At 72.1% G+C, this 18,055-nt stretch carries 12 protein-coding genes and 2 pseudogenes; 4 read left to right on the forward strand and 10 right to left on the reverse strand.

Annotated features, from left to right (window positions below; translation table 11 throughout):
• Positions 1-11: 11 nt before the first annotated feature.
• The 4 genes from EAO77_RS20785 to EAO77_RS20800 form a co-directional block, all read right to left on the reverse strand.
• Complete coding sequence (locus EAO77_RS20785) at positions 12-509, reverse strand: hypothetical protein (protein WP_147989802.1); 498 nt, start codon at positions 507-509, stop codon at positions 12-14.
• 1,130 nt (positions 510-1,639) lie between these two features.
• The gene (locus EAO77_RS20790) at positions 1,640-3,037 is read right to left on the reverse strand and encodes a cytochrome P450 (protein WP_147989803.1); all 1,398 of its coding nucleotides are present in this window, start codon (positions 3,035-3,037) and stop codon (positions 1,640-1,642) included.
• 242 nt (positions 3,038-3,279) lie between these two features.
• Entirely contained in the window at positions 3,280-4,602 is a 1,323-nt protein-coding gene (locus EAO77_RS20795; RefSeq protein ID WP_261994062.1) for a cytochrome P450, read from the reverse strand.
• A 368-nt stretch (positions 4,603-4,970) separates the two neighbouring features.
• Complete coding sequence (locus EAO77_RS20800) at positions 4,971-5,342, reverse strand: BlaI/MecI/CopY family transcriptional regulator (protein WP_222723684.1); 372 nt, start codon at positions 5,340-5,342, stop codon at positions 4,971-4,973.
• A 193-nt stretch (positions 5,343-5,535) separates the two neighbouring features.
• On the opposite strand from EAO77_RS20800, the gene EAO77_RS20805 reads away from it, so the two are divergent.
• A complete protein-coding gene (locus EAO77_RS20805) occupies positions 5,536-6,873 on the forward strand; it encodes a cytochrome P450 (RefSeq protein ID WP_147989805.1) in 1,338 nt (445 codons plus the stop codon).
• Positions 6,874-6,956: 83 nt separating this feature from the next.
• Here the strand turns inward: EAO77_RS20805 and EAO77_RS20810 are convergent, their stop codons facing one another.
• The gene (locus tag EAO77_RS20810; RefSeq protein ID WP_147989806.1) at positions 6,957-7,706 is read right to left on the reverse strand and encodes a hypothetical protein; all 750 of its coding nucleotides are present in this window, start codon (positions 7,704-7,706) and stop codon (positions 6,957-6,959) included.
• A 499-nt stretch (positions 7,707-8,205) separates the two neighbouring features.
• Between EAO77_RS20810 and EAO77_RS20815 the strand changes: the two genes are divergently transcribed.
• The 3 genes and pseudogenes from EAO77_RS20815 to EAO77_RS20830 all read left to right on the forward strand — a co-directional run bounded on the left by EAO77_RS20815 (position 8,206) and on the right by EAO77_RS20830 (position 10,183).
• Positions 8,206-8,538: a hypothetical protein gene (locus tag EAO77_RS20815; RefSeq protein ID WP_147989807.1), complete on the forward strand. Its 333-nt coding sequence runs from the start codon at positions 8,206-8,208 to the stop codon at positions 8,536-8,538.
• 815 nt (positions 8,539-9,353) lie between these two features.
• Positions 9,354-9,590: pseudogene (locus tag EAO77_RS20820) on the forward strand (transposase); the annotation flags it as partial.
• Between the two features lie 278 nt (positions 9,591-9,868).
• Positions 9,869-10,183: a hypothetical protein gene (locus EAO77_RS20830; RefSeq protein WP_147989810.1), complete on the forward strand. Its 315-nt coding sequence runs from the start codon at positions 9,869-9,871 to the stop codon at positions 10,181-10,183.
• 642 nt (positions 10,184-10,825) lie between these two features.
• Here the strand turns inward: EAO77_RS20830 and EAO77_RS20835 are convergent.
• The 5 genes and pseudogenes from EAO77_RS20835 to EAO77_RS20855 all read right to left on the reverse strand — a co-directional run bounded on the left by EAO77_RS20835 (position 10,826) and on the right by EAO77_RS20855 (position 18,043).
• Entirely contained in the window at positions 10,826-13,837 is a 3,012-nt protein-coding gene (locus EAO77_RS20835) for a hypothetical protein (RefSeq protein WP_147989811.1), read from the reverse strand.
• A gap of 18 nt (positions 13,838-13,855) precedes the next feature.
• Complete coding sequence (locus EAO77_RS20840) at positions 13,856-15,784, reverse strand: HSP90 family protein (protein ID WP_147989812.1); 1,929 nt, start codon at positions 15,782-15,784, stop codon at positions 13,856-13,858.
• 147 nt (positions 15,785-15,931) lie between these two features.
• On the reverse strand, positions 15,932-16,921 hold the full coding sequence (locus tag EAO77_RS20845; protein WP_147989813.1) for a hypothetical protein: 990 nt from the start codon (positions 16,919-16,921) through the stop codon (positions 15,932-15,934).
• A 51-nt stretch (positions 16,922-16,972) separates the two neighbouring features.
• Positions 16,973-17,422, reverse strand: a complete 450-nt coding sequence (locus EAO77_RS38745; protein ID WP_187283336.1) for a hypothetical protein — start codon at positions 17,420-17,422, stop codon at positions 16,973-16,975.
• Between the two features lie 39 nt (positions 17,423-17,461).
• Positions 17,462-18,043, reverse strand: a pseudogene (locus EAO77_RS20855) (SMI1/KNR4 family protein).
• Positions 18,044-18,055: the final 12 nt, after the last annotated feature.

Consider the following 18,055-nt stretch of genomic DNA (forward strand, 5'->3'; position numbering starts at 1 on the left):
TTTCGGTCGTCTCACCGGCACGCGACGGGGACCAGCTCCTTAGCGCCGACCCTGTACAGACAACGGGCTTCGCCGACGCTCACCCGGTCCACCGCGGCTTCAAACCTCAGCTCCAGGAACGGGTCCAGCCTCTCCCGGTCACGCGGCGCAAAATCGATGGTCACCGGACTGTCCGTGCCTATCGCGCCGAGCGTCTCCAGCCGGACGCCCGACCAGCCCATCTCGCCCTGATCCCACACGCTCACGCGGATCGCAGGATGGGCATTCACCCGGTGCACACGGATGTCGGCCCGCCGACCGTCGTGCCGCAGCGGGGAGCACCGGCAGTACATGCTCCGCACGGGATGCAGCCGGATATGCCGGTGGGCCCGCACCGCAAGGGAGATGTGGGGGGTGAGGCGCTTCCGGGCCACTGGCGCGATGTGCACCTGCACCTGGGCCTCGAATGGGCTCGCCTCGATGAGCCTCAGGTCGAAACGATCGCCCTGCGTGCTGGACAGGCCAAACACCCGAGACTCCTCTGCTCGCGAAATGGTCGGGACCGGCTGGCACCCGTTACTAGGGAACCTCAACTGTCACATTAACTCGACGTAATGTCGGCCGAGTTGGCGAGATATCGCCCCCTCTTCTCGTGATTAAGGGGCGAGATAGGGGGAGGTGTACCCGACTCCGGGCACTCGCGCGCCATAGCCTGGCCGTGTCGCCTCGGCAGGCATCCCCCGTACTGCCGAGGCGGCTCGCCGTCAGCCCGGCTCTGCAGGCACCGGGCGGATTCTCCTCAGCGATCGAGGCCGCCCCGGACGATCACTCGCGACGGTGAGCAGGGTGCGTCGACAGCCAGCACATGCCGCACGCAGTGCACCGTGAGCCACATGCCCCCCGCCGCTTTGCCCCCACGGCCGTTCTCGTCCTGAGCCTCGCCCTGACCGGCTGCGTCACCACAGGCGAACCGGCCGTCCACGCGCCCGCCTCCACGGCGCCGTCCATCGCCCGCCTCGACCCCGCCGGGTCTGCCTCCTCCCCGGCCCCGACCTCGTGGCCGTCCCCCTCACAGGCCCCGATCGCACCCGGGGGGCGGCAGTTCACCGCGGAAGGAGTGCCGTGTCGGCTTGGACCTGCGAGACCTGCGGCGAGGAAGTGCCGCAGGCAGACGAGGAGACCACGCATGCCGCCGTGCGTCGGCACGCGCGCGGCGCGGATCACGACGAGGCGAGCGTGAGCCGGACCAGTGGTGGGGCCACGCAGCGGTGGCGTGTGCCGGAGGAACGGGAACGGGAGCGAACGGCGTCACGCGATAGGGCCGGGACAGCGCGGCTGCGGGCGCAGCGGGCGGAGGCCGAGCACGCGAGTACCGCTCGAACCGGAAGGGAACGGACCCGCCGCTCCCCGGCTCCGGGGTGGGTCGAAGTGCCCCGCCGCCCACCCGGACCGTGGCGGAGACGCTGGGACGCGCTGCCGCTGTCGGTCCGAGTGTGCGCGGTACCGGCCTGGCTGGCGTTCGCGCTGATGATGGGCACGATACTCGCGGAGTCCCTGGAGTCACCACCACCACCGTGCCACCGGTACTACCCTCGCGGTCCCTGCTGATCAGCACGAGCCCCGTGGCAAGTCACGCGGTCCGTGCTGAGCCTGCGGCCGGTCAGCGCCCGATGAGAGAGCGGAACCAGGACGGGCGGGCCGAGCGCGGCAGTTCGGCCYGCGGGGGCTGTGCGGCTGCGGCCGGGAGGGGCTGGGCCGCCGGTGGGGGCGCTGCCGAGGGCATGGAGGCGCCCCTCGGGCGCGGGGGCGTGAAGTGAACCGGGAGGGAGGCCGGGCGGCGGGTCAGCCAGTCGGCTGCGATGCCGACCTCGTCGGCGCCGATGGAGAGTTGCAGGTCGGGGAGCAGGGCGAGCAGTTCGTCGATACCGGTCTCGGCGATCGACCGTCCGATGTGCCCGCCCGGGCACTCGTGGGGGCCGGCGCTCAGGGCGAGGTGCGAGCGGTTGCCGTGCATCGGCACGGTGAGGTCGGGCCGTTGCTCGGGGTCGACGTTGGCGGCCGCGAGGCCGATGAGCAGGAAGTCGCCCTTCTTGATCTGCTGGTTGCCGAGGGTGGTGTCGCCGGTGGCCCACCGTCCGGGGATCACGCTGATGGAGGGGTTGTCCCACATGACCTGGTCCAGGGCGTCGGGGAGCGTCATCCGGCCGCCGGACAGGGAGCCGCGGAAGCGGGCGTCGGTCAGCACCATGCGCAGGGTGTGGGCGATCAGGTTGACGGTGCCCTGGTGGGCGGCGACCAGGACCAGGCGCAGGTGCTCGACGACCTCGGTGTCGGAGAGCTGGGCCTCGTGCAGGATCAGGCGCGAGGCGAGGTCGTTGTCACCCGGCTCCGCCCGCTTGCGGGTGACCAGGTCGCGGAGGACCTCGGTGACCAGGGCGTTGCTCGCCGCTGCGGTTTCGCTGCCGCGCATGAGGTCAAGGGTGGGCTCGACGAGGGCCGGTCCCGCGTCGGGGGCGATACCCAGGGCGCGGCTGATCACCAGCATCGGGAGCGGCTCGGCGAAGTCCCTGACGAGGTCGGCCCGTCCGGTCCGGGCGAATCCCTGGACGATCTCGCGGGTGTAGGCGGCCACGTAGTGCCGCATGCCGCGGCGGCTGAACTGGTTCAGCCCGTCGACCACTGCGGAGCGCAGCCGGGCGTGCTCCGGCCCGTCCGCGAAGACGCACAGGGGCTGCCAGCCGATCATCGGCATCAGGGGCGAGTCCATGGGGACGCGGTTCTCGCGGAACTCGGTCCACAGGCGGGAGTCGCGGCTGAACTTGGACGGGGTGTGCAGGACGTCCAGGCACTCCCGGTAGCCGAGCACGATCCAGGCGGGCAGGTCGCCGTAGAGGAGTACCGGGGCGACCGCGCCGTACCGCTCGCGGAGTTCCTCGTAGAGCCGGGCCGGGTCGGCTGTGTCGGTCAGCCGCTGGAGACCGGATGGGGCCTGGCCGTGTGCCGGGCAGCCGGGAGGCGGGGCGAGGGCGTCTGCGGGTAAGCGGTGCGGGGTGGTCACGTGGCCTCCGGGGTGATGGCACCCCTTCACGTACGTCGTTCGGGGACGCTCATGGTCGCCTGCCGGCCGCAATCGCCGCGGCCGTGCCTCCGGCCGCGCAAGGCGCGTAATCCGGGGACGGTGGGCAGCATAACGCGGCGGCAGGATCACCTGACAAGCAGTCAGACTGCTCAGTTGGGGACGGGGACCGGCCTCCGGGCCGGGCGTCGTGCCGGGCACCGGAGGCCGTCGCGCGGCGTGGGTCAGCGGTTGCCGGTGAGCGAGCGCCACCAGGATCCGGAGGAGCGCTCGGGCGCCGGTTCCGCCGGCGCGGCCGGTCGGCCGGTCGGCTCCGCGATAGGCGGCAGTGGCTGCGCGGCGGTGGGGGCCGGGCGCGGGACGACGGCGCGTCGCGGCGGGGTGAAGCGGACGGGCAGTGTGGCGGGGCGGCGGGTGAGCCAGTCCGCGGTGATGCCGAGAGCGGGGCCGGGAACGGTGAGGGCCATGTCCGGCAGCAGGGTCATCAGCGAGTCGATGCCGGTGTCGGCGATGGCGCGCCCGATGTCGCCGCCGGGGCACTCGTGGGGGCCGCTGCTGAGAGCGAGGTGGGAGCGGTTGCCGTGCACCGGGGTGTCGAGGTCGGGGCGGATCTCGGGGTCGACGTTGGCGGCGGCGATACCGAGCAGCAGGAGGTCTCCCTTGCGGATGTCGACCTGCCCCAGCTTGGTGTCGCCCGTGGCCCAGCGGCCGGGCACGATGCTGATGGACGGGCTGTCCCACATCACCTGCTCCAGCGCGTCCGGGAGCGTCATCTGGCCGCCGGCGAGGCTGCCACGGAAGCGGCGGTCGGTGAGGACCATACGCAGGGTGTGGGCGATCAGGTTGACGGTGCCCTGGTGGGCCGCGACGAGCACCAGGCGCAGGTGCTCGACGATCTCCTGGTCGTTCAGGGCGGAGGCATGGCCGATGAGGTAGGAGGCGAGGTCCTTGCCAGGGGTCACCTTCTTGCGCTGGACGAGGTCCTCCAGCACCCGGGTCACGACCGCGTTGCTGGCGGCCGCGGTCTCGCTGCCGCGCATCAGGTCGAGGGTGGGCTCGACCAAGGCCGGGCCGTCCTCCGGCTCGATGCCGAGCAGGCGGCTGACGACCAGCATGGGCAGCGGCTCGGCGTAGTCGCGCACGAGGTCGGCCGTGCCGTTGGCGAATCCGTCGACGAGCTGCTGGGTGGCCTGCGTGACGAGCCGGCGCATGCCGTGGCGGTTGAAGGCCGCCAGGCCGTCGACGACGGCGGAACGCAACCGGGCGTGGTCGGCGCCGTCCGCGAACACGCACAGCGGCTGCCAGCCGACCATCGGCATCAGGGGCGAGTCGGCGGGCACCTCTTGGTTCAGGAACGGCGTCCACCTGCGGGAGTCGCGGGAGAACAGGTTCGGGGTGCGCATGACCTCCAGGTTCTCCCGGTAGCCGAGCACCAGCCAGGCACGTATGCCGTGGTAGAGCTCGACGGGGGCGACAGGCCCGTACTGGGAGCGCAGCCGCTCGTAGGTGGTGGCGGGGTCCGTCACGTCCGGAAGGCGGATCAGCATCTCGCCGACGCCACCGCCCCCGCCGCCGGCGTGGGCGGGGCAGCCGGGCGGCGGCACGGACGAGCCAGCCGCTGAGGGAGTTTCAGGAGTCACGGGGGCCTCCGAGTCGAAGGAGCGGCCCGGGAAGGGGGATCCGGGTGCGCGCGTTTCAGCGTGGGGGTCGGCCGTTTCGACGGGCCGGTCCTGATCTACGAAGCTGCATAAGATCAGATTCGGCAGAAGCATATCCCTGGGCCGGATGCGTGTTCGTCGGGCCTGCCGGAGCGTGAATCCCGTTACTCGGAGCAGACTTTGAGCCGCAGACTCACCCTGCATAGCCGACCGGAGGCGTGCTCAGGCGGGCCGCGCCCCCGCAGTGCTGCGGGGGTTCACCGGGCGTCTTCGCCCTTCCCGGCCAGGGCCCGGTGCAGCGCCATCTGCTGGTCCTGGGACAGGGCGGTACAGAAGGCGGCCAGGGCCGCGTCCTGGTCTCCCCCGCGGTGCAGGGCGAGCAGCATGAGAGCTGCGGTGTGCTGCGCCTGGGAGCGGGTGGCGGCGTAGCGGAAGGCGCGGCCGGCCGGATGGCGGCTCAGATGTCCCTTGCTGTGGAGGTTGTCCATGACGGTGGCGACCGTGGTGTAGGCGAGGGGGCGGTCCAGCCTGCGGAGTTCCTCCATCGTCTCGCGCACGGTCATCGGCGTCTCGGCACGCCAGACCAGGCTCATCACGGTCGCTTCCAGCTCCCCCAGGTCCCCATTCACCCCGGTCACCCTAGTGGTCCAACCCGCCGCGGACCGCCTCGCCATCCGGCCAGGACGCCTCGGGAATCCGCGCGAGGTTGCCTCTTCAGGCAGCACTCATCCGGCGTCTACGATGCCGATTAGTTGATCGGTAAGGACAGCACTCCCGAGCGCCGGGGCCACCGGTGCGCGTCGCTCCGTGAAGGGATCCCTCGTGTCTCTGGCAGACATACCTCCAGCCGCCGGTGCCTGGCCCGTGCTCGGGCACGTCCCGCGCCTGGTACGCGATCCGCTGCGCGAGCTGAGAGCCATGCACGCCGAGGGCCCCGTACTGCTGATGCGGGCGGGCAGCATGCCAATCGTCTACGTCACGGATCCCGAGGCCGTGCACGAGGTCACCGTCGAGCGGGCCCGGTCCTTCGTGAAGGGGCGCCTGTTCGACAAGGTTGCCAAGCTGGTCGGGGAAGGGCTGGCGAACAGCAGCGGACCGAAGCACCTCCGCAACCGGCGTCTCGTCCAGCCCCTGTTCTACAAGGAGCGCTTGGCGCAATATGCCGAGGTGATGAGCGCCCGGGCGCAGGCTCTGTCCGACTCCTGGCGCCACGGCGAGGAGCTCGACGTCACCGAGGTGATGGGGCACTACGCGATCGAGACGCTCGCGGCCACCCTGTTCAGCGCCGACATCGGCGCCGCAGCAGTGAAGGCGGTCCGCGAGGACCTGCCGGTCATCCTGAAGAACATGCTGAGGCGGGCCCTGGCCCCGCAGTTCATGGACTCGTGGCCGCTGGTCTGGCGCGACTTCGACCGCTCGGCCACCCGGATGCGGTCCGTGATCGACGACGTGATCGCCACGACACGCGCGTCCGATCCGGCAGGCCGCACGGACCTGCTGTCCCTGCTGCTGGCCACGCGAGACGAGGACGGCGTCGGCTTCACCGACGAAGAGATCCGCGATGAGCTGACCACCATGCTCTTCGCCGGCAGCGAGACGATCGCCGGCACGATGTCCTGGGCGCTTTACCACCTGGCGCAGAACCCCGAGGTCGAGCAGGAAGTGCTGCACGAGCTGAAGACCGTGGTCGGGGACCGGCCGGCCGTCTTCGGCGACGTGATGAACCTGCCCGTGCTCACCCGGGTGCTGGACGAAACGATCCGCCTGCACGGAGTGGTCAGCCTGATGCGCCGCGCCACCGAACCGGTGACCGTCGGAGGGTACGAGATCCCGACCGGGACGGAGGTGCTCATCAGCCTGTACGCGCTGCACCGGCACCCCGGCCTGTATCCGGACCCCGACCGCTTCGACCCCTCGCGCTGGATCCCGGACCGGGACAACCCACGGCCGCGCACGCACGTCATCCCCTTCGGCGCGGGCAACCGGCGCTGCATCGGCGACAAGTACGCATGGATGGAGGCCCTGTTGACCCTGGCGACACTCCTGCCGCAGTGGAGGTTCACGCCCCGGCCCGGCAGCAAGGCTCCGACGGAGGCCATGGCGGCGATGGCGCACCCGACGCGCGTGGAGATGGTGGTGCACCGGCGCGACGCCGGCTAGCCGCACAAGCCTCCCTGTGGGGCCTCAGGCGCGAGGGAGGGGTGACTGCCGACGGGCGGTCACCCACTCGTCGTTCTGCTTCTTCAGGCGGCCACGGGCGGGGCGATGGTGAAGACAGGCGCCGGGAGCCGGTCCACGATCTCGCCGGTGTACTCGATCCGCACCGGCGGGAACTGCACCGGCAGCTCGGTCGGCAGGCCGGACGGGTCGAGGGCCAGCTCGGCCCGGGGCACCCGCAGCCACAGCCGGGGCAGGCGCTCCAGCAGCCGCGCGACGGCGGTGTCGCCGATCAGGTCGGCGAGCGCGGCCGCGGTACGCGGCGGGCCGGAGAAGGCCATGAGGTCCGTGGGCGAGTCCCCCGGTGTGCGGCCGGGCCCTGGGAGGCAGTCCGCGAGGGTGCTGGAGATCCTGCCCGCGGCCAGTTCGGCGACCTCCAGCACGAGGCTGTACAGCCGGTCCACGACGTCCGCCTCGGGCCCGCCAGCGTGGTGGTTGACCGTCCAGGACACGAGATCGGGACCGGGGTCGGCCGCCATCTCCGCGACGAGCCGCGCCAGGAGGGTCCTCAGGTTCGACGCGGCCCGGGCCGGGTCGACGGACTCGCCGAGCAGCGCGGGCAACGCCCGCCCGGCGCCTGCCGCGTAGCTTTCGTCCATTCCGCAGAACCCCGGCATGGCGAGCACGGGGACGGGGACGGCGAATCGCAGCACCAGGTCCTCACGGCCTGTGGGCGCGAACTCGTCGATCACCTGGTCGACGAGCTGCTGAATGTGGAGCGGCGTACAGACGCCCAGCTCGGCAAGGGCTGCACGGACGACGTCAGGGGCGGGCACAGGAATCTCCCGTTTCTCGGTGTTACTACCACAAGCGCAGACGGCTCATCCCGAGACCGGCATGCGCGGTGCTGGCCTGCACCGCGATGCCTCCGTCTCCGACAAGGGGGAAACTGCGTTTCCTCCTTGTTGCGCATCTGCGAGGACTGGCAAAGATGGGTCCTCGGCAGACGCGGTAACCCGGCCGACGAGCTGCTGCTCTCAATGGAGCGCAGCTCAGTCGCGTGCCCCGGTGTGCCTGCACCGGGGTTTCGTCTGTCAGTGGGTAATTAGCGGCCGCCTTGCACCACTGGGGTATCCGGAGTCCAACCAAACCGCTGGCGTCTGTGGGGCGTAGTCGACACGCCCCGCAGGCAGCATAGCCGCCGTGCAACGGAGGTTGGGAGCGTCTGCTCCCACAGCACATCTGGCCAGTGGGCCCCGAGAGCATCGGCGGCCCACGATGCGGCACACCGTTCCTTCACACCTGCCAGGCCTGGGCCTGGCGAGGGGAGTCGTCATGACCGTCATCGCCGTCCACCCGGCAGAATGCAGCCCGGCACGCGATCGGAGGCTGATCGTCTTCCTGCGCGAGCGACTAGCAGAGACTGACCAGTCCGGTTGCGGAGGTGAACGGCAGTTCGCCGGAGGCATCTCCCACCTGTTGTCGGACTTTGACCGGCTGCTCGCACGAACCTATCGCGGCGAGGGCGACGAGTACCTGTGCGGACAGATAGATGCCCTGCGCCTTTGCCTCCAGAGCCTCGCGGCAGCCGTCTATCTCGCGCATCCCGATGCACCCGCAGCCCTCACCAAGGCAGTCCAGGCCCCGCCGGCGCCCGACACCGCGTGATGTGAGCTGGCTGCCTTGGCCGTACACGGGCGAACGCCTACCGGACGGCTCGGGCAAGGGGTTCTGGATGCCTGTGCCCACGAGGGGGAGGGCGCAAGGCGGGTTCAGGGGCACCGCTGCGGCTGCCAGGTTCGGGGCATTTGACACCGAGGCCGCCAGGTGCCGGAGGGCCGGCCGTCGCCGGGTAGCGGCGGCACCGGAAGGTGAGGAGCTGCGACTCCGGCAGCATCAGGGCCGGCTCGTCACCTACGGGAGGTCGCTCCGCGAGGGGGCGCCGGCCAAGATCGGCGACGGTGACCCGGGCCCTTCGCAACCCGGTTCACCGTCGGCCGGACCGCGCCGCGCGTAGCCCGAGCGGTGCCCGTGCCATGCCCGATGCGTCCGCGGCCAGCTTGGAGACGAGCCAGGAGCGTCGTCCGCCAGGACGTCGACACCCATATGTCCAGCATGTCATGCATCCCTTGCCAAGCCAGCGAGGCGGACTCCGAGCAGAGCCGGCCAGCCGATACGGCTGGCCGGCTCTGCTGTTTTGCCGCGGCACTACTCTTTCGGCACAGTGTGATAACTGGTGGTCAACGTCCACTCAAAAGTGTGCCGGGACGACCCCGGAGTGCGGAAAGAGTGACGTCAGCAGGTTCGGATACGCACGTTCGAAAGACGGCTGTGCGTCGAGGACATGGCTCAGCCGTTCTCGCCTCAGGGTTGGCTCCAGGAGCATCCCACGCAGGTGTGGCACTACCTGGCGCGACTCGGGGCGCCCTGGAAGGACGCTGCAGATTCGGTGAGTCCGGAACTGGCGGAGGGGGCTGCGCTCGATGGCCTTCGTTGAGGGGCTGGTGCCGGAGGGACTGTGGGAGTTGTTCCGGGCTGTGAGACCGTCGATCCCCACGAGGCCGCAAGGTGGTGGCCGTCGGCGAGCCGATGATCGCGCGGTGCTCGCCGCGATCATCTTTGTCGCCACCTCAGGGGGCACCTGGCGGCAGCTGCCGCCGGTCTTCGGAGCCTCATGGCAGACGGTCCACCGGCGGTTCTCCGAGTGGACCGCTGCGCGGGCTTCGACCTTTGGCGGCTGCGCTGGTACGGGCTGAGCCTGCCGGAGCCTCTTGACGTCACGGATCAGGACCTGCGGACCGCAGTGCGGTCTCTGGAACCGCTTCTGACCGGTTCGACGTGGAATTCGACTCGGAGCTCCCGCTGGCCGCGGACTTCCGGGCGTTCGTCGAGCGCCTGACAGCGTCCCCGTCGTTCGACGACGTGGACTGCAGCCGATCGGTATCGTGAGCCGGCTCCGTACGCCGCGGGTCTGGCCCATGGAGCGACAGGGACGGGGATGCTGAACTTCGACGAGAACGAGCCGCAGTCTGTTCGCGAGGAGCGCTTCGCCGCCGAGCGGGCCAGAACCCGAGCGGCACGGAGGGCCGCGCCGCTCGATCTGCGGGGAGCCCACCTCGGGGCGCTCATCGTGACTCTCGTGGCGGTCGTGCTCGCCTGGAACGGCGAACGGGTCGCCCTCGGCATCGCCGGAGGAATCGTCCTGCTCTGGTTCGCCATCGGCCTCGCATGGGCCTACGGGGACGGCGATCACGGCCGGCACGCGCTGCAGCGCGCTTACAACATCACCTTCGGGTGGGCCGGCGGACTCTGAGCGCGGTGCCTCGAGCCCGGGCAGGCGAAGGCACCTCATGCTCGCGGACAGCCTGCGCGACGACACCGGACAGCGGACCTCGCACCGCCGGAAAACCGGCTCGTCCGCCCCGGCCGGGCACCCGGCGCGGTGTGCGCGGGGTGCCGGTGCGGAGTGTGACACCCCGAGTCGTCCGGGCTGCCGGGGCGGTCTGGGGGACGCGGATGGTTTCGGGTCAGCGACGCCGCCCGCGGAGCCGGCGCATCGCGGCGACGGAAAGGGCCAGGACGGTGGCCAGCGTCAGCACGGCGGCGACCTTGGTCGCCATGTCCATCGCTCCGAACATCATGATCCCCCTGTTCAGCGGCGGTCGGCCCGGCGCCTGCCTCGCGGAGCACGACCATGACGTGCCGTGCCGTGCCGTGCCGTGCCCGCGGACGGGGACGGGGATTCGTTGAGCCTTTCCTGAGCATCCGGTCGCTCCGGAAGGGGCGGTCGTCGGCACCCCGGTCGCACCTTCGCCGCCCCGGACTCGTCCGTCACCGGGCCGTGTGCCGGAAGTCGCCCGGAGGGGCGCCGCGGCGGGGCCGGAGCGTCCGGGCCGCGCCCCTTGCGGCTGTGGCGCGGCCCCCGAGGCGGTGCCCCCGGGGCCGCGGCGTCGCGCTACCCCTGGTCGCGCAGCCGCTGTGCGAGGGACGCCAGTTCCTCGCTCTCCTCGGTGTGACCCAGCTCGGTCAGCCGCCGGGCCGCGGTGTCGAGGCGGGACAGCGCGGCGGCGGTGCGCTCCAGGTAGATGCCCTCCACGGCTCCCGCGAGGCGGACGCATTCGGTCCACTCCCCGGCGAGGTCCGTGTCCTCCCCCGGGTCGCCGATGAGGCCCATCCCCCGGTCGAGGGCCACCAGGGCCTCCTCGTACTGCCCCGCGTGCGCGTTGACCCGGCCGTGCTCGTAGGCCAGGGCGGTGTCCAGGGAACGGCCGCGCGCCGTGTACCCGGCCTCCCGTGCCTCGTCCGCGATCCGGGCCGCCACCGCGAGGTGTTCGCGGGCGCCGGGCAGGCCCTCGGGTCCCTGCTGCTGGGCGCGCAGACGGGCGATCTCCCGCAGCGCGTTGCTGAGCTGCTCGTAGCGTGGGGCCCGGCCGTGGGCGGCGACCGCCTGCTCCACCGCCTGCCGGGCGCGGTCGAACTCCCCGGCCTCGGCGAGGAGTACGGCCGTCTCCGCGGCGATCATGGCGTGGCTGCCCGGGTCGTCGTCCCAGCCGGACGACTCGGCCGACAGCGCGAGGAACTCCGCCGTCGCGGCCTTGAGGTCGCTGCCCGCGTGCAGGGCCCGGGCGCGCGTCAGCCGCAGCTGGGCGAGCAGCCGGTCGTCCAGCTGCCCCGCCACGGCGTCGGGTTCGGTGAGGAGGGAGTCGAGCAGTGCGATGGCGTCCTCGATCCGGCCGAGGTCGAGGCTCAGCTGCGCGGCGTTGCCGTAGGCGCAGAACGCGTCCATCCGGGACCCGGCGCGCAGGTCGATCTCGGCCGACCGGGTCAGGTGCCGCAGGGCGTCGCCGGGGCGGCCCAGGTGTAGGCAGGTGTCGGCAGCGTCCGCGTGGAGCCGGGCGGTCGCGGCGAAGCTGTCCGGCCAGTCGGCCGCCAGCCGCAGGGCCTCGGACTGGTCCGCGTACGCGGCGTGCGGATCCTGCAGTCCGCGCCGCACGCGGCCGCGCAGGGCGAGGGTGCGCGGCAGGTACCAGGCGGGGCCGTGTTCGGTCAGCCGCTGCTGGAGAGCGTCGAGCCCGGCGGCGGCGGTGGGCAGGTCGCCGGAGAGGGCATGGGTGCCCGCGCGCAGGATGAGGGCGCCGGCGGCCTGCCCGAGGAGGCCGTGCCGCACGGCGAACTCGTGCAGCAGCTCCGCCTCGGCGGCGGCCGGGGCGACGTGCTCCTTCCGCCCCGAGACCTGGAGCCGCATGCCCAGCACGGAGGCCCGTACCCGCAGGAGCCGGGCCTCCTGCTGCGGGGTGAGGGGGGAGGTCTCCTCGTGCAGCCGGACCACGGCGGCGTGCGCGGCGGTCAGCGCGGCCGCCCTGCTCTCGGCCTCGTCCTGCTCCGGCCGGCTCGCGTCGCCCCGCGCGTCCGGTCCGGGGCCCGGCTCCGTGCCCTCCGGGGGCGCGGGCGGGAGCTCGGTGGCGGACAGCAGGGCACACGCGCGGGCGACGGCCGCGTCACCCGGCTCGCCGGCGTCCTCGTAGAGCCCTGCGGCCTCCTCGTAGAGCCCGAAGGCGGTCTCCGGCTCGTCCCGGTCCCTCGCCAGGCCCGCCTCGTCGTCGAGCAGCTCCGCGCAGAGCCGGACGAAGGGCCCCAGCTCGGGGTCGTCGGGGTGGGTGTATCCGGGGGCCGCGACGAGTGTGCGCAGACGCGCCCAACAGGCGGCGGCGTCGGGATGTCCCTCCAGGTCCAGCGCCCGTGCCCGGCGGATCAGTTCGGGCACCGACGCGGGGAGGGGGGCGGCCCCCCTCGACGGCCCGGCCGCGGCGGTGGGCGCGGGCGCGCCGGGCGCGGCCAGGTCGTCCAGGGCCCGGGTGCGCAGGGCCAGTTCCAGGGAGTCGAGCAAGGGGGTCCGGTCAAGGCGGGCCCGGCGGCGGTCGGTGTGGGCGGTGGTGCCGTTGCGGGCGTCGAAGCGGGCGGCGAGGTCGTCGGCGCGGGTGGCGGCCTCGGCGCACAGCGCGGCGACCGTCCAGGTGCGGCCCGCCCAGCCGGCGGCGGGCAGTTGGCCGTGGCCGAGGTGCTCGACCCGCCGCAGCAGCACCTGCACCCCGGTCAGGAAGTCGAGCAGGTCGCGCGGCGATTCGACCTCGTCGAAGAGGGCCCGGTTCTCGGCGAGCAGCTCCAGGCCGCGGGCCTCGTTGCCGGTCAGCGCGCAGAACTCCAAGTGCCGGCCGACCTCCGGGGCCATCGCGGGGTTGCGGCGGCAGGCCCGGTAGCCGGCCAGGTGGAGTTCGCGGGCCCGGTCGGCGTGCCCGGTGCGCAGCAGCGGGAGCAGCGCGTACGAGACGGAGCGGGCCGGCTCCTCCTGGCAGGACTGCTTCCCGTCCAGGACGGGGTCCCAGGCCGTCAGCGCCCGTCCGTCGTCGCCCGCCGCAAGGTGGAACAGGGCGCGCTCGCAGATCTCGCAGGCCTCGCAGTCACTGAGCCGGGTGCGGGCGCGGCCCGCCCACAGCTCGTAGGCCCGGGTGGTGTCCTCGCCGAGGTGGACGGCCAGCTGGTACGCCTGCCCGTAGCAGGGCTGGAGGCCGAGGCCGGCCTTCTCGTAGCGGTCGCGCATCTCCCGCTGCCACTGGCGCAGGCCGGACAGCGGCACCTCGGGCAGGGCGCGCAGGGCGCCGGCCACCCACTTGAAGCGCCAGAAGAGCAGGTGGCGCATGCGCTCGTCGAAGACGTCGGGCTGCTCGTCGAAGAGGTTCAGCAGGCGGGCGAAGACGACGGGCGACTTCCGGGGCTCGGAGCCGTAGGTGTACGCCTCCTGGAGATCGAAGAGGGCCCGCACGAGAGCGGTCGTGTCGTCGAACTGCTCCGCCGCGTCGACCAGTTCCTCGGCGGTGACGGTGCGGGGGCGGCCGTAGGGACGCGCGTCGTTGTCCCGGAGCGCCGCGTACAGCTCGTCCGTGCTCTGGGGGTGGGTTGCGGTCGGCATCGTCAGTCCTTGCGGAGGTCAGCTCTTGCGGAGGGCGTGGGCGAGGAGGTCGAGGAAGGAGCGGTTGATCAGGCTGGACTCGGCGGGCCGCAGGGGGCGGCGGGACAGCAGCGCGGCCTGCCCGTAGAGGGCTTCGGCGCTGGTCCGGGCCAGCTCGGGTTCACCGATGGTGACGGCGGTGCGGACCAGCGGGTTGTACTGGTTGAGGATCAGCTGCGCCCGGGGGGCCTCCTGGCGCAGCGCGCCGAGGATGTCGCCCCACAGCCCGCCCTCCTGTTCCCGGGCGAGCCGGGAGCGGGTGCGCTCGTGGCGTGCCTCCCGGCTGTCCACGAGGAGGGCGGGAGCGGACGCCGGCTGGAAGGCCCGCAGGGCGACGTCGCAGTCGAAGACGGCGAGGGCCTCCCGCGCGAGGGCCAGGTAGGCCGCGGCGGCGAGTTCCGTCTCCCGGTCGACGGGGTCGAGGTGCGCGGTGAGGGTCGCCGGGTCCAGATCGGCGACGGAGACGCCGGGGGTCACCTCGGGCAGCCGGTGTACCAGCGCGCGGTCGTAGGTGTATCCGCCGTTGACGACGCCCAGCCCGGCGGCCGAGGCGATCGCGGCGACCTGCCGGAACTCCTCCACGCTCGACGTCACCAGCACGGTGCGGTGGGTGCGGGCGAACTCGTCGAGGGTGGTGTGCCCGGCGGTGGTCTCGAACGGCAGCCACGGCAGCAGCATCCGAAGGATCTCGTCGTCGTGCACCGCGAGGGACTTGACGGCCAGGTGGTGGGCCTGGAGGAAGCGGCCGAGGAGTTCGGGGTCACTCGCCGCGGCGCGCGCGATCCAGGCGCGCAGCCGATCGGCCAGCGCGTCCCGGACGGCCGCCAGGGTGTCGTCCTCATACAGCGCCTCGCGGGAGGCGGTCGGGCGCAGGCTCTCGACGTCGACGACGCAGCGGACGAAGAAGGCCCAGTCGGGCAGGATCTCCGCGGCCTGCTCTGACAGCAGCATGCCCTTGACGTGCACCCGGTGGCCGTTGCCCCGTCCGGCGGGCACCGCGTCGGGCAGGACGCAGGCGATGCCGCGGAGGCCGACGGCCGGCAGGTCCAGCTCGATGGTGTCGAGCGGCGTGAAGCCGAGGACCTCCTCGCCGTAGGCGGCCAGGGCGCGGGAACGTGCCCCGGGCGTGGGGTGGTCGCGGGTCCATGGCGCCGGTTCGGGATTGACCGGGACGACGGGCCCCCGGCCGCCGTCGTCGAAGGTCACGGGGTGGCGCAGGAGGGAGCCGAAGTGGCGGGCCAGGCCGTGGACGCGCGTCGCGGAGGTCCACTCGCCCGCGTCGGCGCGCGGGGTGAGGGTCACGGTGGTACCGGGCCGGGGGCGCGCGGAGGCGGCCAGTGTGCGGACCGTGTAGCTTCCGTCGCCGCGTCCGCGCCATTCGACGGCGGGCGCGTCGGGGGTGCGGGCGGATCGGCTGAGGACGTGGATCTCGTCGGCGACGAGGAAGCAGGACAGCAGTCCGATGCCGAACTGGCCGATGAAGTCGCCGCGTTGCTCGGCGATCTCGTCGGCGCGCTTGCTGCTGCGGCCGATGGTGGCGAGGAAGGTGTGCACGTCGTCGACGGTGAGGCCGACGCCGTCGTCCTCCACGCGCACGACGGAGCCGTCGGCGTACACGCGGATGCCGGGGACGGGTTCGCCGGCGGCGGGCCAGGTACCGGGGGCGCCGGTGGCGCCGGTGGCGCCGGCGGTGGCGGTTCCGGTGGTCACGAGGGTTCCGGTTCCGGTTCCGGCGAGGGTGTACCGGGCGGTCAGCGCGTCGACCGCGTTCTGCAGCAGCTCGCGGAGGTAGACGCGCGGGCTGGAGTAGAGGTGGTGGGAGAGGAGGTCGACGAGTCCGCGCAGATCGACCTGGAAGGTGCGTTCGGCGGCGCCGTCCGGGGTCGCGGCGATGTCAGGAGGCGTCATCGGGGCATCCGGGGGTGTCAGAGGGTGGCCAAGGGGAGGGCGGAGCGTCGGCGGTCCGGCCCGACAGGCCGGCCGGCACGACTCCGGGGAGGCGCGCGGGCGGCGCGGGCGCGGTGCCGGAAGCATCCGGCGCCGGGCCCGGCAGCGTCAGGCGCGGCGGTGCGCGCGGGCGAACTGCTTCTCGGGATCGGAGAAGTAGGACCAAGGCTGCTCGGTGTACGCGCCGTCGAGGGCCTGGAAGACCCGCCGGACGGTGTGGGTCTCGCCGGCCAGTACCAGGGCCATGCCGAACAGGTTGAACTCGTACTGCCAGCCCGGCTGCCGCACGTACGAGGGATGGAGGATGCTGCGGTCCGCCGCGTTCCTCAGTTCGGCCCGGATCTCGGGGGTCTCCACGACCTCGGGATCGTCGGATTCGACCCATTCCTCGATGTAGGCCATCGCGATCACGCAGCCGAGGGGATGCCCTTCCGGCGCGCGGGAGAACGCCTGGCGCGCGAAGGCGAGAGCTTCGCCGGGACCGCCTCCCCAGCGGGGCTGCAACTGCGAGAGCCAGGCGAGGTGGGTCGCGAGGTCCAGGTCGTCGCGGCGCAGAGCCGCCTCGAAGCGCGCCTCGGTGACCGCGGGACCGAGCGACATCCCTCGCCCCGAGGTGAGCAGTTGCCGCCACGGCGCGATCCACCCCGGCTCCAGCTCTGCGGCTTCCAGCAGCTGCTCCTCGGCGATCTCCAGCCTCTCGTGGAACACCCGCCACTGCTCCCGGGTGACGTCCACGGCACGGGCGGAGGTGCGTGCCTCCCAGCCCCAGACGATGTGGCGCGCCCCGGATATCAGCAGCGCCGTCGCCCGGTGCTCCTTGTCCTCGGCGGCCGGCCGTCCGATCCACTCCTCGAGACGGGGCAGGTCGCTCAGTTCGCCGAGGAGGTGGTTGTCGTGCCCGAGGTCGAAGGGGGCCATCGCCTCCTTGAGAGCGGGCCAGTTCCTCGACCCTGCGGCCTCGATCATCCGCAGCACCCGCCGGTCACCGAGCGCGTGCAGCCGGTACGTGCCGTTCCGCTCCCGCTGGGGCGGGGGGAAGGCGTGCGGATCCGCCGGGGTCCGTTCCCCGCCGCCACCGCCGAACAGCCTGCCGAACATGCCGCACCCTCCCCTGGCCCCGCGTGATCTGTGGGCGCATCATAAGCGGCCTCACCGCCTCCGTTTCCACAGGGTCTTCACCACTGCTTCACGAAGGTGGCGCGGGGAGCCGCGCGCCTTCGTGAACCGCGGCGTGCAGGGCCGCACTCGTCCGTGCGTCGGTCGCGGTGCGGTGGCGGTGCCGGCGGCGCTCGCGGCGCCGGCTGCGGCCGGCCCGGGGCATGCGACCGCGTCGGGATGCTCCTGGTGAAAGGTGCTGGTCATGCCGCAGATGTCGAAGGTCGAGTTGTACGCGGCGATCCGGCGTGACCACCGTGCCGGTACGTCGATGCGAGCCCTGGAGCTCAAGTACGGAGTGACGTACCGGATGGTGCGGAAGGCGGTGAACTCCGCCTGGCCGGAGCCTCGGAAGAAACTCCCGCCGCGTGCTACCGCGCGCTCGATCCGTACGAGTTCGCAATCGACCAGATGCTGCCCTGGCAAGAACCGCAGTGCTGTCAAGACTCGGGTTCTGGCTCAGGTTCTGTGGAGTGGTCACGGCTAGTGAGCGAGCCGCTGCCGAATCGGGTGTGCTCGGAGCTGGGGTGAGGTGAGCGCCAGAGCTCGGTTGTCCTGTCCGGCAGCCATGTGGTTGAGCCATCGTTCATACCAGGCGAGAAAGTCCGGGGCTGAGGAGACGTTCGGGCCCCAGAAGCCGTCTGCGTTGCCGGTGAGCATGCGCCCGGTGAGAGGGCCGGTTATGCCTATGAGGACGAGATCGCTGCAGCCGCGTTCGATGACGTGCAGGAACAGGTCACCTCGGCGGGTGGGGCGATAGGCCCGGCTGAATCCTCTTGAGCCCGTGCTGGCGTCTCTGGAGTTCATCGTGAAGAGCGTGCAGTCCTCCAACGGGATCAGTCCGTAGTACGGAGATGCACCACTGCCGCCCATGTTGGTGAGGAAGTCTCAATAGGGCTGCGGGAGTTCCACGTCATGCTCGGCCTGAAAGGCTTCTGCCTGACGTTTGGTGAGGCGGGGGGCGAGACGAAATTCGTGCCGCTCCTCCCCAAAGGAGTGGCTTCGGTTGGGCGCGTAGGGGATGCGTGCCAGCTTGCGTCGCAACCGCGGGATGCGGGAGTCCATGCGAGCTCTTCT

Source organism: Streptomyces sp. T39 (genome assembly GCF_008042045.1).
GTDB lineage: Bacteria > Actinomycetota > Actinomycetes > Streptomycetales > Streptomycetaceae > Streptomyces.

Excerpts from the sequence above, each read along its gene's own strand:
- EAO77_RS20795 (WP_261994062.1), bottom strand. The coding sequence starts at position 4,602 with ATGCTGATCCGCCTTCCGGACGTGACGGACCCCGCCACCACCTACGAG.
- EAO77_RS20845 (WP_147989813.1), bottom strand. The coding sequence starts at position 16,921 with ATGTTCGGCAGGCTGTTCGGCGGTGGCGGCGGGGAACGGACCCCGGCG.
- EAO77_RS20815 (WP_147989807.1), top strand. The coding sequence starts at position 8,206 with ATGACCGTCATCGCCGTCCACCCGGCAGAATGCAGCCCGGCACGCGAT.
- EAO77_RS20830 (WP_147989810.1), top strand. The coding sequence starts at position 9,869 with ATGCTGAACTTCGACGAGAACGAGCCGCAGTCTGTTCGCGAGGAGCGC.
- EAO77_RS20840 (WP_147989812.1), bottom strand. The coding sequence starts at position 15,784 with ATGACGCCTCCTGACATCGCCGCGACCCCGGACGGCGCCGCCGAACGC.
- EAO77_RS20835 (WP_147989811.1), bottom strand. The coding sequence starts at position 13,837 with ATGCCGACCGCAACCCACCCCCAGAGCACGGACGAGCTGTACGCGGCG.